The sequence below is a fragment of the Streptomyces sp. NPDC048637 genome, from assembly GCF_040650675.1.
In the GTDB taxonomy this organism is placed as follows: Bacteria; Actinomycetota; Actinomycetes; order Streptomycetales; family Streptomycetaceae; genus Streptomyces.
The window spans coordinates 1-23,018 of sequence record NZ_JBEZHQ010000021.1 but is presented as its reverse complement, the minus strand read 5'-3'; the positions used below and the strand labels follow the sequence as shown (position 1 = coordinate 23,018).

Annotated in this window: 23 protein-coding genes; 9 read left to right on the top strand and 14 right to left on the bottom strand. The window is 70.4% G+C overall.

Annotation, left to right across the window (positions count from 1 at the left end; genetic code table 11):
- The first annotated feature begins 131 nt into the window (after positions 1-131).
- The gene (locus AB0C46_RS24440) at positions 132-728 is read left to right on the top strand and encodes an isochorismatase family protein (RefSeq protein ID WP_362830268.1); all 597 of its coding nucleotides are present in this window, start codon (positions 132-134) and stop codon (positions 726-728) included.
- Between the two features lie 8 nt (positions 729-736).
- Here AB0C46_RS24440 and AB0C46_RS24435 read toward each other — a convergent pair whose 3' ends face one another.
- Together AB0C46_RS24435 and AB0C46_RS24430 are read right to left on the bottom strand one after the other, a co-directional pair.
- Positions 737-1,126, bottom strand: a complete 390-nt coding sequence (locus tag AB0C46_RS24435; RefSeq protein ID WP_362830266.1) for a hypothetical protein — start codon at positions 1,124-1,126, stop codon at positions 737-739.
- Positions 1,127-1,242: 116 nt separating this feature from the next.
- Positions 1,243-3,633 carry an immune inhibitor A domain-containing protein gene (locus tag AB0C46_RS24430; RefSeq protein ID WP_362830264.1) on the bottom strand — a complete coding sequence of 797 codons (2,391 nt, stop codon included), beginning with the start codon at positions 3,631-3,633 and terminating at the stop codon, positions 1,243-1,245.
- A 395-nt stretch (positions 3,634-4,028) separates the two neighbouring features.
- Between AB0C46_RS24430 and AB0C46_RS24425 the strand changes: the two genes are divergently transcribed.
- Positions 4,029-4,385, top strand: coding sequence for a hypothetical protein (locus AB0C46_RS24425; RefSeq protein WP_362830263.1), 357 nt, complete (start codon positions 4,029-4,031; stop codon positions 4,383-4,385).
- Here AB0C46_RS24425 and AB0C46_RS24420 read toward each other — a convergent pair.
- Together AB0C46_RS24420 and AB0C46_RS24415 are read right to left on the bottom strand one after the other, a co-directional pair.
- Positions 4,377-5,189, bottom strand: coding sequence for an RDD family protein (locus AB0C46_RS24420; protein ID WP_362830261.1), 813 nt, complete (start codon positions 5,187-5,189; stop codon positions 4,377-4,379). The two genes, AB0C46_RS24425 and AB0C46_RS24420, sit on opposite strands and share 9 nt — an antisense overlap.
- Before the next feature lie 90 nt (positions 5,190-5,279).
- Complete coding sequence (locus AB0C46_RS24415; protein ID WP_362830260.1) at positions 5,280-6,845, bottom strand: RDD family protein; 1,566 nt, start codon at positions 6,843-6,845, stop codon at positions 5,280-5,282.
- Between the two features lie 237 nt (positions 6,846-7,082).
- On the opposite strand from AB0C46_RS24415, the gene AB0C46_RS24410 reads away from it, so the two are divergent.
- Positions 7,083-7,559, top strand: a complete 477-nt coding sequence (locus tag AB0C46_RS24410) for an SsgA family sporulation/cell division regulator (RefSeq protein ID WP_362830258.1) — start codon at positions 7,083-7,085, stop codon at positions 7,557-7,559.
- Positions 7,560-7,611: 52 nt separating this feature from the next.
- A complete protein-coding gene (locus tag AB0C46_RS24405; RefSeq protein WP_362830256.1) occupies positions 7,612-7,752 on the top strand; it encodes a hypothetical protein in 141 nt (46 codons plus the stop codon).
- Positions 7,753-7,774: 22 nt separating this feature from the next.
- Here the strand turns inward: AB0C46_RS24405 and AB0C46_RS24400 are convergent, their stop codons facing one another.
- The 7 genes from AB0C46_RS24400 to hppD form a co-directional block, all read right to left on the bottom strand.
- Positions 7,775-9,217, bottom strand: coding sequence for an NAD(P)/FAD-dependent oxidoreductase (locus tag AB0C46_RS24400; RefSeq protein ID WP_362830255.1), 1,443 nt, complete (start codon positions 9,215-9,217; stop codon positions 7,775-7,777).
- Positions 9,218-9,299: 82 nt separating this feature from the next.
- The gene (locus AB0C46_RS24395; protein ID WP_362830254.1) at positions 9,300-9,593 is read right to left on the bottom strand and encodes a ribosomal protein L7/L12; all 294 of its coding nucleotides are present in this window, start codon (positions 9,591-9,593) and stop codon (positions 9,300-9,302) included.
- A 10-nt stretch (positions 9,594-9,603) separates the two neighbouring features.
- Positions 9,604-9,927: a hypothetical protein gene (locus AB0C46_RS24390; RefSeq protein ID WP_362830253.1), complete on the bottom strand. Its 324-nt coding sequence runs from the start codon at positions 9,925-9,927 to the stop codon at positions 9,604-9,606.
- Positions 9,928-10,004: 77 nt separating this feature from the next.
- Positions 10,005-10,976: an antibiotic biosynthesis monooxygenase gene (locus AB0C46_RS24385; RefSeq protein WP_362830252.1), complete on the bottom strand. Its 972-nt coding sequence runs from the start codon at positions 10,974-10,976 to the stop codon at positions 10,005-10,007.
- Positions 10,973-11,290, bottom strand: coding sequence for a hypothetical protein (locus AB0C46_RS24380; protein WP_362830250.1), 318 nt, complete (start codon positions 11,288-11,290; stop codon positions 10,973-10,975). The genes AB0C46_RS24385 and AB0C46_RS24380 overlap by 4 nt, the downstream gene beginning before the upstream one ends.
- A gap of 295 nt (positions 11,291-11,585) precedes the next feature.
- Positions 11,586-12,950: an FAD-linked oxidase C-terminal domain-containing protein gene (locus AB0C46_RS24375; protein WP_362830248.1), complete on the bottom strand. Its 1,365-nt coding sequence runs from the start codon at positions 12,948-12,950 to the stop codon at positions 11,586-11,588.
- A 119-nt stretch (positions 12,951-13,069) separates the two neighbouring features.
- Positions 13,070-14,224, bottom strand: coding sequence for a 4-hydroxyphenylpyruvate dioxygenase (gene hppD / locus AB0C46_RS24370; protein ID WP_362830247.1), 1,155 nt, complete (start codon positions 14,222-14,224; stop codon positions 13,070-13,072).
- A gap of 129 nt (positions 14,225-14,353) precedes the next feature.
- Here hppD and AB0C46_RS24365 point away from each other — a divergent pair, with 129 nt between their 5' ends.
- From AB0C46_RS24365 to AB0C46_RS24345, 5 genes are all read left to right on the top strand, one after another.
- Positions 14,354-14,821 (top strand): Lrp/AsnC family transcriptional regulator, encoded by a 468-nt coding sequence (locus AB0C46_RS24365; RefSeq protein WP_018091280.1) that lies wholly within the window; start codon positions 14,354-14,356, stop codon positions 14,819-14,821.
- A 14-nt stretch (positions 14,822-14,835) separates the two neighbouring features.
- Entirely contained in the window at positions 14,836-15,483 is a 648-nt protein-coding gene (locus AB0C46_RS24360; RefSeq protein ID WP_362830245.1) for an ABC transporter permease, read from the top strand.
- Entirely contained in the window at positions 15,476-16,750 is a 1,275-nt protein-coding gene (locus AB0C46_RS24355; protein ID WP_362830243.1) for a betaine/proline/choline family ABC transporter ATP-binding protein, read from the top strand. Before AB0C46_RS24360 ends, AB0C46_RS24355 begins: the two co-directional genes overlap by 8 nt.
- Complete coding sequence (locus AB0C46_RS24350; protein ID WP_362830242.1) at positions 16,747-17,637, top strand: ABC transporter permease; 891 nt, start codon at positions 16,747-16,749, stop codon at positions 17,635-17,637. The genes AB0C46_RS24355 and AB0C46_RS24350 overlap by 4 nt, the downstream gene beginning before the upstream one ends.
- A 119-nt stretch (positions 17,638-17,756) precedes the next feature.
- On the top strand, positions 17,757-18,650 hold the full coding sequence (locus AB0C46_RS24345; protein ID WP_362830407.1) for a glycine betaine ABC transporter substrate-binding protein: 894 nt from the start codon (positions 17,757-17,759) through the stop codon (positions 18,648-18,650).
- Positions 18,651-18,722: 72 nt separating this feature from the next.
- On the opposite strand, the gene AB0C46_RS24340 is transcribed toward AB0C46_RS24345, so the two are convergent.
- The 3 genes from AB0C46_RS24340 to AB0C46_RS24330 form a co-directional block, all read right to left on the bottom strand.
- The gene (locus AB0C46_RS24340) at positions 18,723-19,502 is read right to left on the bottom strand and encodes a S16 family serine protease (protein WP_362830240.1); all 780 of its coding nucleotides are present in this window, start codon (positions 19,500-19,502) and stop codon (positions 18,723-18,725) included.
- A gap of 106 nt (positions 19,503-19,608) precedes the next feature.
- Positions 19,609-20,250, bottom strand: a complete 642-nt coding sequence (locus tag AB0C46_RS24335; protein ID WP_362830239.1) for a helix-turn-helix domain-containing protein — start codon at positions 20,248-20,250, stop codon at positions 19,609-19,611.
- 588 nt (positions 20,251-20,838) lie between these two features.
- Complete coding sequence (locus AB0C46_RS24330; RefSeq protein WP_362830237.1) at positions 20,839-22,635, bottom strand: DEAD/DEAH box helicase; 1,797 nt, start codon at positions 22,633-22,635, stop codon at positions 20,839-20,841.
- Positions 22,636-23,018: the final 383 nt, after the last annotated feature.

Below are 23,018 nucleotides of genomic sequence, written 5' to 3'. Positions count from 1 at the left end.
CCCGTACGCCGGGCCCGGTATCCGCCGCCCCACCGGGCTCCGCCCCTCTCCCGCAATCCCCTTCCGGTGGCTACCCTCGGTCACACCACCACTCGCGCCCCTCCCCGATTCCCAGCCGGAAGGCACGCACCATGCACCGGGCATTGATCGTCGTTGATGTGCAGAACGACTTCTGCGAGGGCGGCAGCCTCGCGGTGGCGGGAGGTGCGGATGTCGCGGCGGCCATCACCGATCTGGTGGGCCAGGCGGCCGGCAGCTGCTACCGCTATGTCGTGGCCTCCCGGGACTACCACATCGACCCCGGCGATCACTTCTCCACCACCCCGGATTACGAGCACTCCTGGCCGGTGCACTGTGTGGCCGGCACAGAGGGCAGCGGATTCCACCCCAATTTCGCCCCGGCGCTCGCCTCCGGCGCCATCGACGCGGTCTTCGACAAGGGTGCCCACACCTCCGCGTACAGCGGTTTCGAGGGTGCGGACGAGAACGGCACCCCGCTCGCGGACTGGCTGCACGCCCACTCCGTCAGCGAGGTCGATGTGGTCGGTATAGCCACCGACCACTGTGTCCGCGCCACCGCCCTGGACGCGGTCAGCGCCGGGCTGCGCACCCATGTCCTGCTGGACCTGACCGCCGGCGTGGCCGCGCACAGCACCGAGCGGGCGCTGGAGGAGCTGCGCGCGGCGGGCGCCGAGCTGACCGGCAAACCGGTCCTCCTCGGCGGCTGACGGGACCGTCAGGCGGCCGGGCGTTCGTTCCCTTCGGCCGGTTCGGCCACCGCCGGGCGGGCCGGCTGGGGCCGCAGCAGCGCCCGTATCGGATGCCACGACTCGGTGTCGTCCTCCGGGGCCTCGCGCCAGACCAGGCCGTCCGGATGGTGCAGCACGGCCGTGATCTCGTCGGGTGTGGGCGGCTCGGTGTTGCCGCGCAGGTAAACGGACCGCAGACCGAGGTTGCGCAGCCTGGTCAGGGCGCGCTGGCGGTTCACGGCATGGACCAGGACCCGGACCCGGCATCCGCAGTCGTAGAGGCCGGACCGCGCGCCGTGCGGCGGTCTGGGCAGCGAGAGGGCGACCACCACGCTTCCGCCGGGAAGCCTGATGAAACCACCACCGGACATCTTCATATCTCCCCCGTGAGACTTCGCGTCAACAAGGAACTGTAGAACGCATCTAAACGCGAATCGGCCGCCGCCCGCTAGGGGGCGGCGGCCGAACAGCATCTGACCTGTGGTTTTACCTTTTACTTACCGGCGGAGCCGACCTGAAGCGTCACCGTGGAGCCGTCGCCGGCCTCCTTGGCGATCTTGATCCGGGTGTTGGTGTCAGGAACGATCACCGCACCGGTCGGGTTCGCCTTGTCGTAGTAGACGCCGTGCCGGTCGTCGAAGAGGGTCACGCCCGGCTTCGACTTGATCTTGACCTGCTTGCCGTCCTTGTGGAGCGTCAGGGCGTCGGTCCGGAAGCGGGTGAAGGTCGAGTCGTAGGACTGGAAGCGGTTGCGCATCAGCTTGCCGTCCGCCCAGCGCTCGGCCTTGGGGTGCGCGTCGACCGGGAGGATCTGCCCGTGGCCCGGGTGCCGGCCGACGTTGTTGTCCGCCTGCGAGGTGTCCCACAGCCAGATCAGCACACCGTTCTGGTACGGGAAGTGCTCCACCCAGCCCGGCTTGGCGGTGGTCCAGCCGAAGTTGTACGGGCCGGCCTTGAGGGTCTTGTCGTACGACACGTACTGGCGGTTCTCGGCGATGTAGTACTGCGGGTAGTCCTTGGTGAAGGACGCGCCGATGCGCGAGAAGCCCTTACCGGTCCAGCCGTTGTCGCCGCCCTCGGCGTTGTCACTGAACAGCGGCTTGCCGTCGGCGACCACGCTGACGGTGTCGGCCGCGAAGCCCTTTTGGGCCGCGCCGCCGTCGGTCTGGTAGCGGAAGCGCAGGTCGATCTTCTTGCCCGCGTAGGCGTCCAGCGGGTAGGCGAGGTCCTGGTAGGCGGCCACGGTGCCGGTCAGGGCGGGCTTATCGCTGCCGTCGCGCGGGATGGCCTTGCCGCCCGCGGTGCCGTCCAGGGCCGTCCAGTTGCTGCCGCCGTCGGTGGAGACCTCGGCGTAAAGGTAGTCGTAGTCCTTCTCGATGTCCCACCAGCCCTTGAGCGTCAGCGACGCCTTGGCCTTACCGGTGAGGTCCACCGGCCGGGACAGGGTGTTCTTGAGGTCGTCGCCCATACCGCTCCACCACTGCTTGGAGCCTTCCGCGGGCTGGACGATCTCGGTCTTGACCGCCTTGGCCGGCAGCTCGACGACCACCGCCTGCTTGTTCTTGGTGTTGTACTCGGCGACACCCAGCTTGTGGGTGGACTTCTTCGCGGCCTTCGCCTTGCCGTAGTTGAGCCAGCCCAGCTGCAGCTTGTCCCAGGCGCTCATGTCGCCGGGCAGGTCGCCGATGGAGTCCTTGCCGGTGCCGAGCCAGGAGCCGCCCGACATCAGCGACCAGAAGTCCACGGAGGACTCGCCGGTGCCGCTGGTGTCGTACTCGTCCGGCAGGCCCAGGTCGTGACCGTACTCGTGGGCGAAGACGCCGAGTCCGCCGTTCTCCGGCTGCATGGTGTAGTCGCCGACCCAGATCCCGGTGTCGCCGATCTGGGTGCCGCCCGACCTGTTCTCACCGGGGCCGGTCTTGCCGGCGTCGGTGCCGTACGCGTACCAGCGGTGCGCCCAGATGGCGTTGGTCTTCTGGACACCGCCGCCCGCGGACTCGTCCTCACCGGCGTGCACGATCTGGAAGTGGTCGATATAACCGTCGGGCTCGTTGAAGTTGCCGTCGCCGTCGTGGTCGTAGCGGTCCCACCGGTCGTACTTGGCCAGGTCGGTCTTGATCTGCGCGTCGGTGCGGCCGGCCGCCTTCTGGTTCTTGGCCCACTGGTTGACGCCGTCGCGGATCAGGTCCCAGGCGCTGGCGCAGTTGGTCTGGCCGCAGTAGTTGGAACCGTAGCGGGCCTCGTTGTAGTCGACCTTGACCCAGTCGGAGACCTCGCCCTCGACGGAGTAGCGGCCCGAGGACTGCTTCTCGTAGTACTTGGCCAGCGACTGCTTCTTCTTGTCGTGCGAGAAGTAGAGGTCCTGGAAGTGCTTTTGGTGGTAGTCCTTCTGCCAGGCCGTGCTGTTGTCCTTCGCACGGTCCGGCTTGGCTATCTGGTTGTGCGCCGGGCCGGGGTCGCCGCCGTACTTCTTCACCGGGGGCTTGGGACCGTCGCCGTCCGGGTCGAACATCGTGGTGTCGTCGACCTTGTCACCGAAGTCCACGAGGACGGTGAAGATCTTGTCGGTCTTCTGCCGGGCCAGCTCGACGTACTTGCTCTTGCCGAGCTTGACGACCTGGGAGCCGTTCCGCTCGGTCGCCTTGGCGTCGCCGGAGATGACCTGCTGCAGCGCTTCCTTGCGCTCGGCCGCCTCCCGGGCGCTGAACGGGCCCTTGAGATCGTGGTCCACGGCCCGCTCGGGAGCCGGGTCCTGACGCTTGGCGGCCGGCGACGGCCCCTGCGCGTCGGCCGTCGCCACCCCCGAAGACAAAGCGGCCGCCCCGATCGCGGCAATTGCCGTGGCCAGGGCGGCCGATCTGAACACCCTTCTGCTGTCTCTCACTTGGCGCTGTCCTCCCCATCGAACCGGTCACTGTTCGAGGGCATTCGACCGGAAGTACGATGAAAAAGACAGATCTTGACTTGGGCACGTCAGCGAAGTACGTTACTCGGTCCGCGAGTTGCGGCTATCGGACATCGGGCGACGGCATCGTGCCGGGCACCGGATCATCGGGCAGGGGCCCGGTGTATATGCCCGCGGGGCATGCGCCCCCGCCCCCAGCAGCCATGACGTCATGCCGCCCGCGCAGCCGCGGCGGCGTTGTGCGCCCCCTGCGCCCCGAACCGTGGGTTAGGTCACGCTTACCCGGCGTTCCGCCCGGGCAATAACGACCGTAGGCTCCTCTGTCGGCGCCCTGACCGACACCCCCTGCCGACCCTCCGAGGACGGATCCCGCCATGCCTCGTCCGACCGCCGCACAGCTCGCCTACGGTTCGGCCACCGTCTTCTTCTCCACCCTCGCGATGCTGCTGCTGTCACAGACGCAGACCGGAATCGGGGTCGCGGTCATCGCCATCGCCGGGCTCGGGCTCGGGCTGCTGGTCGCCATGACGGTGCCGATGCCCGGGGCGTCACGGGTGGTCCGCCGCCATGTCGTACGGAACGGATCGCCCGCCGCGCCCGCCCCGTTGCGGGCCGTTCCGACGCCGTCCGAGCGCACCCGGCCCACGGGCGGGCCGCACCGCACCGCCTGGGGCGGCTTCAGCGGGGCGGCCGGCGCCGGCGAGGCCCGGATCGGCGAACACTCACGCTGAGCCGGTACGCGGCTCCGTCTCCGTGGACACCACCACGGTCTTGGCCGCCTTGTCGTGCAGACACTGCTGGTACGGCTTGTCCCAGGTACACCACAGGACGTTGATCAGCCAGAAGATGAAACCGCAGCACGGCACGATCTCCGGCAGCGTGTAGACCGCGGCCCGGACCCAGGACGCCTGGCCGGTCGGGATCGCACCGTCCGAGAGCATCGCCACCCGGATCTTCATCGTCATCTTGCCGACGGTCTGGCCGCGGCTGCTGATCATCAGCCCCTCGTAGATGAGGTACGCCACCATGGTGACGCCCGAGACCGTCGACTGTCGGCCGGCCTGCTCGCTGCTGGTGCTGAAGTAGTCCACCCCGCCGACGATCAGGGTCATGATCACCCATACCGGCACCCCGACGATGATCGCGTCGATGATGCGTGCCACGAGCCGGCGGCCGCGGTTGGCCAGCGGCGGCATCCCGGCCAGCGGATCGGCTACTCCGTACTGCCCGCCGTAGGGGTCGCCGGCATACGGGCCGCCGGCAGACGGGCCGCCACCGTACGGGCCGCCCGCAGGGGGTGGCGGGGCGCCCCCGGGCGGCGGCTGTCCGCCCGGGGGTGGGGCACCGCCCTCGCCCCCGCCCGTACCGCCGCTCCCCGTATCGCTGCCGTGCGGAGCGTGGTTACGGGGCGAGCCGTTCTCCCGGGGAGAGCTGTTGCGGGGAGCGCCGCCCGCAGGGGGTTCCTGCGGCTTCTTCAGGAACGGGTCGTTCTCCGGTGGCTCACCGGGGCCGGGCCGGGGCTGGTCGGTACTCATGGCCCGAGTCGACCCCTTGTCGCGGCCCGCCGCATCCGGCGACGTCCGTTCGGGGGAACGGATGCCGCGGCCCGCCCCGGCGGCCGGCGGTCAGCCGGCCGCGACGAAGGTCCGTGCCAGCTTGTCGTGCCAGCACTGGCGCCACGGCCGGTCGAACAGGCACCAGACGACGTTCAGCACACCGATGACGAGGATGCCGAGCACGCTGTAGAGGAACCAGCGCTTGAGCGCGGCGCCGAGGGTCGGGCTGTCATGGCTCTCGATGTCGAGGACCCGTACGCCGCACAGCTTCTTGCCCAGGGTGCGGCCCCACTTGAGGGTCGGCAGCGCCTCGTAGAGCGCACCGCCGATCAGCAGGACGGCCAGGATGGCGGCGAAGACCGGGGTGGTCGTGCCGTCGATCAGATAGACCGTCACCTGGCGGCCGGACTGCTTGGCCGCCTCGACCTTGGCGTCGAGGTGGTCGGTGACCGTGCCCCACAGGGGGACGGCGACCGCGGCGGTGAGCGCGCCCAGCACCAGCGTGTCGATCAGCCGGGCCGCGAACCTGCGGCCGAGACCGGCCGGGTGGCCCTGCGCGGCCTGCGCCATGGCCGCGAAGGGGTCGGCGGCGGTCGGCGGCTTCCAGGGGATGACCCCGTCGGCGTCGGCGCCCTGCGGACCGGGCCGGGCCGGTGCGGCACCGCCCTGCGGCGGCACACCGGCCGCGGGTGCGGACGTCTGCTGACCGGCCTGCGGCTGAACCGGGGGCCTGGGGGCGGGATGCTGCGGGGCCGGGCTCTGGGGCGCCGGGGTCTGCGGGGCCGCGGTCTGCGGAGCCGGGGTCTGCTGCGGGGTCTGGCTCTGCGGGGCAGGGCGGCTCTGCTGCCGGTCGCCGGCGGCCGGGGGCGACTGCGCGGAGCCGTCCTCGGGCGCGGCGGACGGGGTGCGGCCGCCGCCCGCGACGCGGATCGCCATCGTCTCGTTGCCCTTGGCGGGCTTGCCGCCGTCGGGCCGGACCGCGCGGATCGCGGTGGTGCCCTGGTCGCCGGAGTTCCCGCGGCGGGCGGCCGGGTTCACGGCACGGATGGCGACGGTCCCGTCGCGGGGGACCCCCGTCCCCTGCGGGTCGGGCGAGGCGGGCGCGGCGGTGCCGGGCGCCTCGCCGGCCCCGGCGTCGGCATCCTGCCCCGCACGCTGCGGCGGCACCGCGCCCCAGGAGGCGGCACCCGACGGCGTACCGGCGGGGGCCTGGTCCGGCGAACCCCAGGAGATCCGGCGGTCGGGCTCGCCGCCGAATCCGCTCTGCCGGGAGGCATCGGCCTGCCAGGCGGCGGCCGCCTCGGGGCTGGTGCCGTGCAGCCGGGCCGGGTCGTCCCAGCTCACGGCCCGGGAGGCGACCTCACCGCGCTGGCGTACGGCGGGCACCGCGGAGCCGCCAGCCGCCTCCTCCTCGTCGAAGAAGACCGGGCCGGTCTCCTCGACCGTGGGGGAGGGCGACGGGGCCACACCGGGCGGTGGGGCGGGCATCGCCTCGCCGTCGGCGGGGGCGGGCCGGCTGGTGCCCGGCACCCATGCGGCACCGTTCCAGTACCGGATGTAGCCGGGGATGGACGGGTCCGGGTAGAAGCCTGGCGTGGGGCTACCGCCGGCGGATCCTGAGGTAGGGGCGCTCATATCCGAAGTCCCGTATCTGTACTCGGCCTGGTGGGTGTGGGGTGCAGTCTGCCGCAACGCGGCGTCCACATCTATCAGACCCCGGGTTCCCGCGGTGCCCGTGCCCGCCGACGACCACCTGGAAGAGGCGCGGGAAAAAAGTTGTACGAAGTCGTGTAAGAGTTCGGCGCCTGGCGGCTCTCTCTCCGTGCGGGCCCGGTATCGGGGGCCCGCAGGGAGCGAAGAGAGGCGGACGCCATGCACACCGTGGTGGAACGAGAGCTGGAGCTGGGCCTGGTCCTGTCGCCGGAGCACAGCATTCCGGTGCCGGCCCGGCTGAGGTACCGGACGGATGACCCGTACGCCGTCCATGTCACCTTTCACATCGGTTCGGACTCCCCCGTCAGCTGGACGTTCGCCCGCGAGCTGCTCGTCGAGGGCGTGTTCCGGCCGTGCGGCGACGGCGATGTGCGGGTGTGGCCGACGAAGCTGGACGGCCGCAGCCTGGTCTGCATTGCGCTGGACTCGCCGGACGGGCAGGCCCTGTTGGAGGCGTCGGCCGCGGCGGTCTCGGCGTGGCTGGAGCGCACCCTGCGGGTGGTCCCGCCGGGGGCCGAGCAGGGGCATCTGGGCCTCGACAAGGGGCTGAGCGAACTGTTCGCGATGGCGTCCGGGGACGAGCTGCGGCCGGGCGGCCCCTGGCCGGCGGAGGAGACCCCGGAGCCCGGGGCGTAGGGGGTGACGGAGCGGGGGTCGCTCCGCCCAACTGCGGTGTGCGGAGGCCGGGTTGCGAGGCGTTCTGGACGGCGGCCCGGTCGGGGCGTACGCGCGTCTGAGGCCCGGCCGCGCCCTGGAGTGCCGGGGCCGGGCCGACGAGGCCGCCAGGCAGCTGCGGACCGCCGCGGCGCCGGGCGCGGACGGCGCCTGACCCCGTACGGCCCGGCGCCGCCTCAGCCCCGGTACGCCTCCAGCAGCCGCAGCCACACCTCGCTGATCGTGGGGTAGGAGGGCACCGCGTGCCAGAGCCGCTCGATGGGGACCTCACCGGCCACCGCGACCGTCGCGGAGTGCAGCAGTTCACCGACGCCGAAGCCGACGAAGGTGACGCCGAGCAGCACCTCACGGTCCAGGTCGACGACCATCCGGGCCCGGCCGCGGTAGCCGTCGGCGTACAGGGACGCCCCGGCCACGGCCGCCAGGTCCTGGTCGACCACCCGGGTGCGGTATCCGGCCTTCTCGGCCGCGGCGGCGGTCAGGCCCACCGAGGCGGCTTCCGGATCGGTGAAGACGACCTGCGGGACGGCGAGGGTGTCCGCGGTGGCGGCGTGCGCGCCCCAGCGGTCGGACTCCAGGATCGGGACGCCCCGGGCGCGCGCGGAGATCGCAGCACCGGCGATCCGGGCCTGGTACTTGCCCTGGTGGGTGAGGAGCGCGCGGTGGTTGACGTCGCCGACGCCGTAGAGCCAGCCGCCGGTCACCCCCGTCACCCGGCAGCTGTCGTCGACGTCCAGCCAGGAGCCGGGCGTCAGGCCGACCGTGTCCAGACCGATGCCCTCGGTGCGCGGGGCCCGGCCGGTGGCGATCAGAAGCTCATCGGCGACGATCTCGTCACCGGAGTCCAGCAGGACGGTGACCGGGCCGCCCGGGGCTTCCCGGCGTACCTCGCGCACCTCGACACCGGTCCGCAGGAAGACGCCCGCCTCGGCGAGCGACTCGGCGACGAGGTGGCCGGCGAACGGCTCCATCCGGGGCAGCAGCCCGTCGCCGCGGACCAGCAGTGTCACGGACGCGCCCAGGGCCCGCCAGGCGGTGGCCATCTCGACGCCGACCACGCCGCCGCCGACCACCACCAGCCGGCCCGGCACACTCTTGGCGCTGGTCGCATCGCGGCTGGTCCAGGGCCTGGCCTCGGCGAGTCCGGGGATGCCGGGCAGTACCGCGCGGCTGCCGGTGCACACCGCGACCGCATGCCGTGCGGTGAGCACCCGGCCGCCGTCGACGACCACGCGCCGGGGTCCGGCGAGGCGCCCCTGGCCGCGCACCAGGTCGATACCGAGCGAGTCCATCCAGCGGACCTGCCCGTCGTCCTTCCAGTAGGAGGTGAAGGCGTCCCGACGGGCGAGTACGGCGGGCGCGTCCAGCGGTACGTCCGCGGCGTCCTTGATGCCGGGCACCCGGCGGGCCTCGGAGCGGGCGGTGACCGGGCGGAGCAGGGCCTTGCTGGGCATACACGCCCAGTAGGAGCATTCGCCGCCGACCAGTTCGCTCTCCACGACCACGGCGCTCAGCCCGGCGGCGTGCGCCCGGTCCGCGAGGTTCTCACCGGTCGGCCCCGCTCCCAGCACAATGACGTCGTACTCATCAGCGGCTTTGGTGGCTTCGGTCGCTGCCATCGGCTCTCGCTTCCTGCGTGGGCATGAGGTGGCCCGCTGGGGCCCGGCGGGTCCTTCTGGCCATCCTCAGCCCAACGGGGCGTCAGCGCATCCGGCGTTCGACCGCTTCCTTGGCCTCGGCGAGTCCGGAGCCGGTCACTTCGCGGTGCACCTTGATCGCCTGGATCTTCTTGCCCTGCGTCAGGAGCTGGTCGATCTCGGCCATCCGGGCGTCCTGCGGCTCTTCGATGCCGGCGTGCACCAGCAGCAGGTCCACCTTGCGTTCCAGCTGCCGGAGCCGGAGCTCCAGGGTCTTGGAGCGGCGGTCGGTGGCCGAGACCAACATGATGGTGGCCAGCACGAGAAGGGCTATCACTACGGGTAGCACGGAGTCCATGGCGGTCACTTTACGAGGCGGCCGCGCGTGCCATGAACACGGCAGTCGCGGCCGGGCCGTGCACGGTGCCGCGGACGGCCGGTGCGCCGTCCGTCAGGATCTCGCATTCGGCGTAGGCGTCCGGTCCGTCGAGGGTGAGGGTCAGCATCGGCATGGCGCCCACTCCGCGCGCGTCGGTCACCACGAACCACGGCAACTCCGGCCGGGTCACCTGCTCTTCGCTGCCGGAGTCCCCCGGCGCCTGGACGGCGTAGGTGATGTCGTCGACGCCCTGGCCGGTCACCCGGAAGGTGACCATGCCCTCGCCGGGTCTGTGCGGATCATTGATCATCATGGGGGCAGTCAACCGTCCCTCCCCCTGCCGTGTACATCCGGGGCGCGGGCCGGGCGGCGGCGCCCGGGGGCGCCGGGTCAGGGCAGATGCCAGATCTGGGTCGTCACGAGGTAGAAGACCCCGGCCCAGAACACCATCACCGCGGCGACGAGGCCGAGGCCGACGAGGCGGGTCGTCGTCGCCGGTGCGTCCGGGGGCGGCCGCAGCCACCGCCGGAGCAGCGGGTTCACATAGAAGGGCATCGTCAGGAAGCTCATGATGAAGCTGGACAGCAGGTTGCCCACGAGCAGCCCGAGCCAGAGCGGCAGCTGCAGGGGTGACAGGGCGAGCGTCAGCAGCACCACGGTCGGGTACAGGCCGACCCAGACCGCGACGGAGGTCTTGGTCTCCGAGGGCGGCGGCACTTCCCTGCCGTTCTCCTCGAAGGCGAACCAGCTGCCGAACGAGTTGTCGATCGTGCGCATTCCGAAGTCGTGGAACTTCTCGCCTTCAGCGAGGACTTCTTTCCGCTCGGGCGAGGTCAGCCAGGCATCGAGATGCTCGGCACTGTCGAAGCGGTAAAGGGTGGTCCATTCGTCCTGGAGGCCCTCGATCGGACGGAAGAGCTCGGTTCCGCGAAAGCCTTCGAAGGTGCTCTCCTGCTCGCTCATCTGACGCTGCCAGGCGAGAAAGGCGTCGACGTGGTCCGGGTGGACGCGGTGGGTGACCACCACGGTCACCAGCGGGTCCGGTTGCTGTGTGCCGCCGCTGACCACCTGCTGGGTGGCGGGACCGTCCAGATATCTGCTGCCGCTGTCGAGAAAGCTCTGGCGGGTGGCGCTGTTGATCCACGCCTGGAGATGGGCTATCGAGTCGAATCGGTAGACGACCACCCAGTCGGGCTGCAGGGGTGTCGGCGGGGAGATCTCGGCGCCGAGGAATCCGGCGTAATCGGCGGCAGCGGTGTTGACGCCCTCCTGCCATGCCTCGAACTCCCGCTCCAGTCCGGGCCGGATCTTCTGCCCGATGATGACCGTCGCCTCGGCGCCCTGGGGCTTTTCGGTGGTCATGTGCGCAGGCCCGTCGTGACCGACGTGCTTTCGTTGAGCCGCCGGTAAATGCGTTCCGGGGTCAGGGGCAGCGCCCGGTAGCGGACGCCCGTGGCGTCGTGGAGCGCGTTCGCCAGTGCGGGGGCCACCGGGTTGATACAGCATTCCGCTATCCCCTTCGACCGGAGGGGCCCGGCGGAATCCGCCGAGTCCACCAGGAGCACATCGGTGCGGGGGATGTCGGCGTAGGCGGGGATGCGGTAATTACGGAACCAGTCCGCGCCCGGCCGGCCGGACGGTCGCCGGACGACTTCGGTGATGGTGTTGAGGTCCATGGGATGGGGTCTCCCTCACGACGAACATCGTGGGCGCGGGAACGGCGCAACCTCAAGCGACGGAATACGGAATTCATATGGCGGCCCCCGCGGTCGCACCACTCAGGGAAGGACCGGCGGGCGCAGATATTCGTGTTCAGGATAGGCAGGAAGGGCCGGCCTCGCCACGGCAGGATCAGGAAGGGCAGGCCTCGCCACGGCAGGATTTCGGCGGAATTCGTGATATCTGCAGGCGCCCGCAACGGCGGGTAAAATGCGCAGGCACCCGGCCGGCGGCATTTCCGGGTCCCGTGACTCAGAAAAGCTTGCCGGGGTTGAGAATGCCCAGCGGGTCGAAGACGTCCTTGATGCCGCGCTGCAACTCCACACCCACCGGCCCCAGTTCGCGCGCCAGCCACTCCTTCTTCAGGACACCGACGCCGTGCTCCCCGGTGATGGTGCCGCCCAGCTGCAGCCCGAGCGCCATGATGTCGTCGAAGGATTCACGGGCCCGGCGGGACTCGTCCGGGTCGGCGGCGTCGAAGCAGACCGTGGGGTGGGTGTTGCCGTCCCCGGCGTGTGCGCAGACGCCGATGGTGAGGCCGTACTTCTCGGCGATGGCGGCGGTGCCGTCGAGCATCTCGGCGAGCCGGGAGCGCGGTACGCACACATCGTCGATCATGGTGGCGGACTTGACCTGTTCCAGTGCGGTCAGGGTCAGCCGGCGGGCCTGCAGCAGCAGGTCGGACTCGGCGGCGGTCTCGGCGGGCACGACCTCGGTGGCGCCGGCCGCGGTGCACAGTGCGCCGACGGCGGCGAGGTCGGCGGCCGGCTCGGGGGTGTCGAAGGCGGCCAGCAGCAGCGCCTCGGTGCTGTCCGGGAGACCCATCTGAGCCATGTCGTTGACCGCGCGGATGCTCGTACGGTCCATCAGTTCCAGCAGCGAGGGGGCGTGGCCACGGGCCATGATCTCGCAGACGGCCGCACAGGCCGCCGCGGTGGAGGGGAACTCGGCGGCCAGCGCGAGCTGTTGCGGCGGCTCCGGCTTGAGCGCGAGGACGGCGCGTACGACGATGCCCAGACTTCCCTCGGAGCCGACGAACAGCCGGGTGAGGTCATAGCCCGCGACGCCCTTGGCGGTGCGCCGGCCGGTGGTCAGCAGCCGCCCGTCGGCGAGAACGATGTCCAGACCGAGGACGTACTCGGCGGTGACGCCGTACTTGACGCAGCACAGGCCGCCGGAGGCGGTGCCGATGTTCCCGCCGATGGAGCACTGCTCCCAACTGGAGGGGTCGGGCGGGTAGTAGAGCCCGTGCTCGTTCACCGCGCGGGACAGCACGGCGTTGATGACCCCGGGTTCGACCACCGCGATCCGGTCGACGGGGTTGATCTCGATGATCCGGTCCATCTTGACCAGCGAGAGCACGAGGCAGCCGTCGGAGGCGTTGGCAGCGCCCGACAGCCCGGTGCGCGCCCCCTGCGGGACGACCGGGACCCGCAGCTCGGTGGCCGTCCGCATGATGTGCTGGACCTGCTCGACGGTGCGCGGCAGGACGACCACGGCGGGCGTCCCGGCCTCGCAGAAGCTCGCCATGTCGTTGGCGTAGGAGCCGGTGATGTCGGGGTCGGTGAGGATCGCTTCACCCGGGAGTCCGGCGCGCAGACGTGCGATGAGGTCCATAGCGTCCAGCGTCGCACCCGTGGGCCGCACACGGAAGATCACCGGGCGAACGGGGACGCCACGGACGGCCGCCGTCCGCCCCCGGCTCCGGCCGCCGGGGGCGAGCGACGCCGACGGCGTCAGAGGTTTCCGCGCCGCTCCTGCTCCCGCTCGATCGCCTCGAAGAGGGCCTTGAAGTTGCCCTTGCCGAAGCCCATGGAGCCGTGCCGCTCGATCATCTCGAAGAACACGGTCGGCCGGTCCTGGACCGGCTTGGTGAAGATCTGCAGCAGATAGCCGTCCTCGTCGCGGTCGACCAGGATCTTCAGCTCGCGGAGCGTCTCCACGGGCACCCGGGTCTCGCCGGCCCACTCGCCGAGGGTGTCGTAGTAGGAGTCGGGGCTGTCCAGGAACTCCACGCCGGCGGCGCGCATCGCCCGGACGCTGGCGACGATGTCGTTGGTGGCCAGCGCGATGTGCTGGACGCCGGGACCGCCGAAGAACTCCAGGTACTCGTCGATCTGCGACTTCTTCTTCGCGATCGCGGGCTCGTTGATCGGGAACTTGACCTTGAGCGTGCCGTCGGCGACGACCTTCGACATCAGCGCGCTGTATTCGGTGGCGATGTCGTCGCCCACGAACTCCTTCATGTTGGTGAAGCCCATGACCTTGTTGTAGAAGGCCACCCACTCGTTCATCTTGCCGAGTTCCACGTTGCCGACGCAGTGGTCGATGGCCTGGAAACGGCGCGGTCCGGTCTCCACCAGGGGCTCGGCGGCGGCGAAGCCGGGCAGGTAGGGGCCGTCGTAGCCGGTGCGCTCGACGAGGGTGTGCCGGGTCTTGCCGTAGGTGGCGATGGCCGCGAGGACGACGGTGCCGTGCTCGTCCTTGAGGTCGTAGGGCTCGACAAGGCCCGTGGCGCCCTGGGCGACGGCGTGCTCGTAGGCGGCGCGGGCGTCCGGGACCTCGATGGCGAGGTCGATGACGCCGTCGCCGTGGGCCGCGACATGGTCGGCGAGGAAGTGGCCCCAGTCGGTGGTGGGCTTGATGACGGAGGTGAACACGAACCGGGCGCCGCCGGATTCGAGCACATAACTCGCGGTCTCACGGCTGCCGTTCTCCGGACCGGAGTAGGCGACGCGCCGCATACCGAAGGCCGTCGCGTAGTAGTGCGCGGCCTGCTTGGCGTTCCCGACGGCGAAGACGACCGCGTCCATCCCCTTGACCGGGAAGGGGTCCGCCTGCCGGGCCGAGCTGGGGGTGGTGGGCTGAGTGTGCATCGTGGTGTCTGCCATGGCCGCAGAGTCTCTCCGATCCACAAGGTGCGCAATAGTTCGCGGATCTCCTGGGCATTATGCCTAGCAAAAGGGCCCCATTGCCGGGCTATCTGTACATGATGACCATCGAAAAGGAAGGGACGACCCATGGCGATCGATCATTTGGACGGGGCGCTGCTGGAGCTGCTCGCCGAGGAGCCGCGGATCGGCGTCCTGGAGGCGTCCCGGCGGCTGGGGGTGGCGCGCGGCACGGTCCAGGCCCGGCTCGACCGGCTTCAGTCGAATGGAGTGATCAGGGGCTTCGGGCCGGAGGTGGACCCGGCGGCGCTCGGCTACCCCGTGACCGCATTTGCCACGTTGGAGATCAAACAGGGTCAAGGGAATGACGTACGCGCCCACTTGACGACCGTTCCTGAGGTGTTGGAGCTGCATACAACGACGGGACATGGGGACATGCTCTGCAGGCTTGTTGCCCGTTCCAACGCCGATCTGCAGCGGGTGATCGACCGGGTTGTGGGCTTTGATGGCATTGTGCGGGCTTCAACGGCAATCGTGATGGAAAATCCGGTTCCGTTGCGGATCATCCCGCTGGTGAAACAGGCATCGGGAGACTGAACCGAGGAGACCGAGTGAGCTTCTGGGAGTACGTCGGCACCCGGCACGCCCAACTGCTGACGGATACGTATCAGCACGCCAGCGCGGTCTTCCAGTGCATGGTGCTCGCCACCTTGCTGGGGGTCTTCATCGCCGTGGTGACCTATCGCAGCGAGTGGGCGGGCAATCTCGCCACCACCTCCACCGCCACCATCCTCACCATCCCCTCCCTGGCCCTGATCGGTCTGCTGATCCCGATCGTCGGCCTCGGCGTCCCCCCGACCGTGATCGCCCTGACCCTGTACGGGCTGCTGCCGGTCGTCCGGAACGCCATCGTCGGGCTGCGCGGGGTGGACCCGGATCTGATCGACGCGGCCAGGGGCATCGGGATGTCGCGCACCTCCCAGCTCTTCCGCGTCGAACTGCCGCTGGCCTGGCCGCCCATCCTCACCGGCATCCGGGTCGCCACCCAGATGCTGATGGGCATCGCCGCCATCGCCGCCTTCGCCTCCGGCCCCGGCCTGGGCAACGAGATCTTCCGCGGGATCGCCTCGCTGGGCAGCGCCAACTCCCTCAACCAGGTGCTCTCCGGCACCCTCGGCATCGCCATCCTCGCTCTTCTCTTCGACGCCGCATACGTCCTGATCGGACGCCTGACCATCTCCAGGGGGATCCGTGCCTGAGACAGCAGAGACCACCCCGGCCTCCGGGGCCAGAATCCATCTGGAGAACCTGACGAAGATCTACGCGGGGAACCCCAGTCCCGCGGTGGACAACGTCAATCTGGAGGTCAAGGCCGGCGAGATCGTGATCTTCGTGGGCCCTTCGGGCTGCGGCAAGTCCACCTGTCTGAAGATGATCAACCGGCTGATCGAGCCGACCTCCGGACGGATCCGGATCGGCGACGAGGACGTCACCGACATGGACCCGGTCAGGCTGCGCCGCAAGGTGGGCTACGCCATCCAGGCGTCCGGCCTCTTCCCGCACATGACGGTCGCCCAGAACATCGCCCTGGTCCCGAAGATGATCGGCTGGTCCAAGAGCAGGGTGAACAACCGGGTCGAGGAGATGCTCGACCTGGTCGGCCTGGACCCGCGCGAATTCCACGGCCGCTATCCGCGCCAGCTCTCCGGCGGCCAGCAGCAGCGCGTCGGGGTGGCCCGGGCCCTCGCCGCCGACCCGCCCGTCCTGCTGATGGACGAGCCGTTCGGCGCCGTCGACCCGATCACCCGCGACCACCTCCAGGACGAGCTGATCCGGCTCCAGCACGAGCTCCACAAGACCATCTGCTTCGTCACCCACGACTTCGACGAGGCCATCAAGCTCGGCGACCGCATCGCGGTGCTCCGCGAGCACTCGCACATCGCCCAGTTCGACACCCCCGAAGCCATCCTCACCAACCCGAGCGACGATTTCGTCTCCGGTTTCGTGGGCGCCGGGGCGGCACTCAAGCGGCTGAATCTGACCCGCGTACGGGACGTGGGCGTGGTCGACTTCCCCACCGCCAGCCTCGATGACCCCCTGGAGACCATCTTCGACCGGCTGCGCTCCGGCTCCCACAACGAACTGCTGCTGCTGGACCGCAACCGCCGCCCGTACAAATGGCTGCGCCGCGGCGATCTGGCCCGCGCCAAGGAGTCGCTGGCACGGGCCGGGACCCTGGTCCAGCACACCGTGTCCCGGGACGCGACACTGCGCGATGCGCTGGAGGCGGTGCTCACCGACAGTGCGGGCCGGGTCGCGGTCACCGGGCGGCGCGGCGAGTACATCGGCGTGGTCGACATGGAGACGCTGATGAACAACGTCCATGAGCTGCTGGAGGCGGACCACCTCGAAGCGGTCGAGCACCAGCACCAGCTCCAGGAGCAGCGCGCCCGCCAGACCCAGCGGGAGCAGGAGGGCCTGGCCGGTGCGGGCGGCACCGAGGGCGGCCCGGGAGGCAAGGCATGAGCCCCCGCGACGGGAGCGGCGACAGCCCGCGCCGGCCCGAGCGGCACCCGAGCGACCACGAGGCGATGGCCTTCAAGGACGAAGTCGAGATGGGGCAGCGGGAGTTGGCGGCCGGTGAGGCGCCCGTCCCGTCCGCACCGTCCGGTGCGCGCCGGATCAGCTGGCAGAAGTGGACCTTCATGCCGGTCTTCCTGGTGCTCGCGCTGCTCGCCACCTGGCTGTGGTTCCGCGGCGCCCGGCTGGACTCCATCGCCCATCAGGCGGTGGACAACGGCAAGGTGTGGCTGGCGCTGCGGCAGCACATCCAGCTCACCGCGATCTCCACCTTCTTCGTACTGATCATCGCGATCCCGCTGGGCATCGCACTGACCCGGTCCAAGCTGCGCCGGGCCACCCCGGTCGCGATGGCCTTCGCCAACCTCGGGCAGGCCATCCCGGCCCTGGGTCTGCTGATCCTGCTGGTCATCTGGCTCGGCATCGGGGCCCGGTCGGCGATCGTCGGCATGGTCATCTACGCCGTGCTGCCGGTGCTCGCCAACACCATCGCCGGACTGCGCGGTATCGATCCGACGCTGACCGAGGCCGCCCGTGGCATCGGTATGTCCGCGACGGGCGTGCTGACCAAGGTCGAGCTCCCCCTGGCCGTACCGCTGATCCTGGCCGGTGTCCGCACCGCGCTGGTGCTGAACGTCGGCACCGCGACGCTGGCGACCTTCGGCGGTGGCGGCGGTCTCGGTGACCTGATCTCGGCGGGGATCGTCACCCAGCGGATGCCCGTACTGATCCTCGGTTCCGTGCTGACCGTGGCGCTCGCCCTGCTGGTGGAGTGGCTGGCCTCGCTGGCCGAACTGCTGCTGAGGCCGCGCGGCCTGGAGGTGACGGCATGAGCAGGCTCCAGCGCCCGGCCGGGCAGCGCCACCGTGGCCCCCGCCGGGCCGCCCGCTTCACGGTCGCCCTGCTCGCCGCGGTCGTCCTCGGCGGATGCGGCCTGGTCAGCGGCAGCGCGATGTCCGACAACGTGCTGCCGGGCCCGAAGGCGGGCTATCCGGACCGCCCGCTCACCGGGGCGCATCTGACCGTGACCTCGAAGGAGTTCACCGAGCAGATCATCCTCGGCCAGATCATGGGGCTGGCCTTTCAGGCGGCGGGCGCCCTGGTCATCGACAAGACCAGCATCCAGGGGTCGATCGGCGCCCGGGAAGCCGTCAAGACCGGCACCGCGGACGCCGCGTACGAGTACACCGGAACCGGCTGGATCACCTACCTCGGCCACACCAAGCCGATCGTCGACCCCCAGAAGCAGTGGAAGGCGGTCCGCGACGAGGACAAGAAGAACGGCATCGTCTGGCTGCCGGCCTCGACGCTGAACAACACCTACGCGCTGGCGCTGAACTCCGCGAACTTCAAGAAGCTGGGGGTGCGCAACCTCTCCGAGGTCGCGGCGCTGTCCCACAAGAACCCCGCCGCCGTGACGATGTGCGTGGAGAACGAGTTCGCCACCCGCAACGACGGTCTGCCGGGCATGGCGAGGGCGTACGGCATGAATGTGCCGTCCGCCAACATCCGCAAGATGACCGGCGGTGTCGTCTACACCGAGACGCAGAACGGCACCTGCGCGTTCGGGGAGGTCTTCACCACCGACGGCCGGATCAAGGCGATGCATCTGCATGTCCTCGCCGATGACAAGCACTTCTTCCCCAACTACAACGTCGCTCCGGAGATCAACGCCAAGGCCCTGAAGAAGTACCCGGCGATCGCCGAGGTGCTGGCCCCGGTCACCAAGGCCCTCAACAACACCGTCGCCCAGGAGCTGAACCGCAAGGTCGACGTGGACGGCGAGGACCCGCACGAGGTCGCGAAGGACTGGCTGCTGCGGGAGGGGTTCATCAAGGAGGGGTGAGGGGCGGCGGGACACCGCCGGGCACCCGGCCCGCGCCGCCCGGCCAGCGTCCGCCGTCCGCCGCTCCCCGCCTCAGCAGCTGGGAACCTTGTCCCCGGTCCGCAGCGCCTTCAGGGCATCCACCGCGCCGTCGAGCGTGCTGACCGGGATCAGCCGCATTCCCTTCGGCAGCTCCGCCCGCGCATCCCCGCACTCCTTGCGCGGGACCAGGAAGACCGTGGCGCCGTCCCGCCGCGCGGCCTGCGTCTTCAGCGGGACGCCGCCCACCGCGCCGACCTTGCCGCCGGCCGTGATGGTCCCGGTGCCGGCGATGGTGCGCCCGCCGGTCAGGTCATGGCCCGCGCCGTCGCCGTCCAGCTTGTCGACGATGCCGAGGGCGAACATCAGCCCGGCGCTCGGCCCGCCGACGTCCGCGAGGCTCAGCTTGACCTTGATGTCCCCCGCGGACCTGCCGAGCTGCCCGAGCGCGGCGCTGGTGGCCGTGTCCTGGGACTTCCGCATCTGCTGTGCATTGTGCTCGGCGATCTCCTCGGTGTTCTCGCCCACCGGGTAGACCGCCTCCCGCGGCATCACGGCCTCGTCCGTACGGAACCAGCCCTGGACGATGTCGGGCAGATGGACGGCGGCCTCCGGGCCGGTGGCCACGATCGAGGTCATCCGCAGCTGCCCGTTCGTTTTACGGGTCCCGGCTCCGGTAATGGTGATCACCGGCTTGCCCTTGTCGTCACCGAGGACATTGGCCGTCATGCCCGGATAGGCGAGCGAATACGGCAGCGGGGCGAAGACCGCGGTGACGAGGAGGGCGAGAACGAGGGCGGTGCAGACCGCCAGGGCTCGGGTGCGTGCAGACACCCCGCCACCCTAATTGACCCCCGCCTCACCAGGGCCTTACGGCGCTGCCGCCTCACGACACGGCCACGGCCCCTTCACACGCTGAGGCCCCGGCCGCCCCAGGGCCTCAGCGGAGCGCCTCGGACACCTCCCGGGCCGCGTCGACCACCCGCGGTCCGACCCGCTCGGAGACGGTGTCGGCGAGCATCACCACGCCCACGCTCCCCTCGATGCCGCTCACCCCGAGCAGCGGGGCCGCCGCGCCACTCGCACCGGCCTCCAGCTCCCCGTGCGTCAGGGCGAGCCCGGCGTCCTGGGTCCGGCCCTGCCGGGCCTTGAGGATGGCCCGCCCGGCGGCTCCCCGGTCCAGCGGATGACGGAAACCGGCCCGGTAGGCCACGTGGTAGTCGGTCCAGGTCGGCTCCACCACGGCGACCGCCAGCGCCTCCGTGCCGTCGACGAGGGTGAGGTGCGCGGTGGCCCCCACATCCTCGGCGAGCGCCCGCAGCGCGGGCAGGGCGGCCTCTCTGACCAGCGGATGCACCTGACGGCCCAGGCGCAGGACGCCCAGGCCGACCCGGGCCCGGCCGCCGATGTCGCGGCGCACCAGAGCGTGCTGCTCCAGCGTGGCCAGGAGACGGTAGACCACGGTGCGGTTGACGCCGAGCTTGTTGGACAGCTCGGTGACGGTCAGCCCGTGATCGGTGTCGGCGAGAAGTTTGAGGACGCGCAGCCCTCGGTCGAGTGTCTGGGAGGTCTCTGCGGTCACGACGCCCCTCCTGGGTGAGTGGCGGCATCGGGCGCGACGCGCTGCGGGTCCCGGAGCAGCGCGCGCTAGAGGCCGCCGGCCGCATGGCACCGGCTGCGCTCCGCGGCGGCGCTGCCACGGGGCGTGTGCGTGACCGGGACAGTAGCGAGCCGGTTCGGTCAGCGGAAGGGTCCGTCCAGAATCCGGTCGCTCACGCCTGAAATATCCCAGTACGTCCACCCAGAGCGCCCCGTTGTGTTCCGTGTGGTGTTTCAAGGAGGGCTACGGCGTTATCCGTGCGTTACGGAAACGGACGGATCCGACATGCCGTCTCGACGGACGGATCCGGGCGGACGGCTGCGTCGCGGGAGCGATCGGATCCGGGCGACCGGTCGTGTCACAGGAGCAATCTGATCCGGCGGGCTGTCCCGTCGCGGGAGCAATCGGATCCAGGAAGGTCCCCGCGTCGCGGACGCAAACGGGCAAGGCGGGGCGTCTCCTGCCGGGAGGGCGGCGGGGGCGGAAGAGGGCGGGTACGGAGGAGGGCAGATACGGAAGAGGGCGGCACACCGTCCACACGGCACACCGCCCCACGGGCCCCGGGCGGACTCACTTCATCCGCGTAGCCCACTCCCGTACCTTCTTGATCCGCTCGTTCAGCTGCCCGGCCGTGGCCTCCGCGCTCGGCGGCCCGCCGCACACCCGCCGCAGCTCGGTGTGGATCACCCCGTGCGGCTTCCCGCTCTGGTGCACATATGCCCCCACCAGCGTGTTCAGCTGCTTTCGGAGCTCCAGCAGCTCCTTGTGCGTGACCACAGGACGCCGCTCGGCCGGCAGCTCCAACAGATCCGCCTCCGCATCCGGCCGCTTCTTGCTGTGCGAGATCTGCCGCGCCTGCCGCTTCTGCAACAGCATCTGCACCTGGTCCGGCTCCAGCAGCCCGGGGATGCCCAGGTAGTCCTGCTCCTCCTCGCTGCCCGCGTGCGCCTGCATGCCGAACTCGGCGCCGTCGTACAGCACCCGGTCGAAGACCGCCTCCGACTCCAGCGCCTCGAACGAGAACTGCTCCTGCTCGCCGGTGTCCTCGTCCTGCTCCTTGTTCGCCTCGTCCATCTCCTTCTCGGACTCGGCGTACGGGTCTTCCTCCCCGTCCTTCTTCGGCTTGTCGAGGACGTGGTCGCGCTCGACCTCCATCTCGTTGGCGAAGCCGAGCAGCATCGGAACGGTGGGCAGGAAGACAGAGGCGGTCTCACCGCGCTTACGGGAACGCACAAAACGTCCCACGGCCTGCGCGAAGAACAGCGGCGTCGAGATCGTGGTGGCATACACCCCGACCGCCAGCCGCGGCACGTCGACGCCTTCGGACACCATCCGGACCGCGACCATCCAGCGGTCCTGGGAGTACGAGAAGTCATCGATGCGCTGCGAGGCCCCGGTGTCGTCGGACAGCACCAGCGTGGCGCCCTCCCCGGTGATCTCCCGGATCAGCTTGGCGTACGCCCGCGCCTGCTCCTGGTCTGAGGCGATCACCAGCGCACCGGCGTCCGGAATGGACTTACGGACCTCGCTCAGCCGCTGATCGGCCGCACGCAGCACATTCGGCATCCAGTCACCGCGCGGATCCAGCGCCGTACGCCACGCCTGCGACACCGCGTCCTTGGTCATCGGCTCGCCGAGCCGGGCCGCGATCTCGTCGCCCGCCTTCGTCCGCCAGCGCATATTGCCGCTGTAGGAGAGGAAGATGACCGGCCGGACGACGCCGTCGCCCAGCGCGTTCCCGTAGCCGTAGGTGTAGTCGGCCGAGGAACGCCGGATCCCGTCGTTGCCCTCCTCGTACGTCACGAACGGAATCGGGTTGGTGTCGGACCGGAAGGGCGTACCGGTCAGCGCCAGCCGCCGGGTGGCGGGCTCGAACGCCTCCAGGCACGCCTCGCCCCACGACTTCGAGTCGCCGGCGTGGTGGATCTCATCGAGGATCACCAGCGTCTTGCGCTGCTCGATGCGGTTGCGGTGCAGCATCGGCCGGACGCCCACACCGGCATAGGTGATCGCGACACCGTGGTACTCGCGGCCCAGCGGCCCCGCGCTGTACTCCGGGTCGAGCTTGATCCCGAGCCGCGCCGCCGCCTCCGCCCACTGCTTCTTCAGATGCTCGGTCGGTGCGACGACCGTCACCTGCTGCACGACATGGTGATGCAGCATCCACGAGGCGAGCGTGAGCGCGAAGGTCGTCTTACCGGCGCCCGGCGTCGCGACGGCGAGAAAGTCTCTCGGCTGGCTCTCGATGTAGCGGTCCATGGCCGCCTGCTGCCAGGCACGCAGCTTGTTCGCGGTACCCCAAGGGGCCCGTCCCGGGAAGGCCGGGGACAGGTGATGGTTATTGGTGGCGCTGGTGGTGGTAGTCACGGTCTCCGTCGGCTGGACTCGGGGATCGGCAACCGCGCCACCCTATCGCTGCGCCTGAGTTGCTTCCCACGGAGTCGGCTTTCCCGCCGCGGGGGCTTCTCACCGCTGCGCCTGGCGGCGGGCCGGTCCGCTGCGCTTTGCCTCGGCCCCACGTTTTTGGCTGTCTCGCCGTTGCGCCTGGCGGCGGGCGGGTCCGCTGCGCGGGGCTGTCGGGGTGCGGACCGCTGCGCGGGGCCTGCCTCCCACGTGTTCGGCTTACTCGCCGTGGCGCCTGGCGGCGGGCCGGTCCGCTGCGCGGGGCTGTCGGGGTGCGGACCGCTGCGCGGGGCCTGCCTCCCACGTGTTCGGCTTACTCGCCGTGGCGCCTGGCGGCGGGCCGGTCC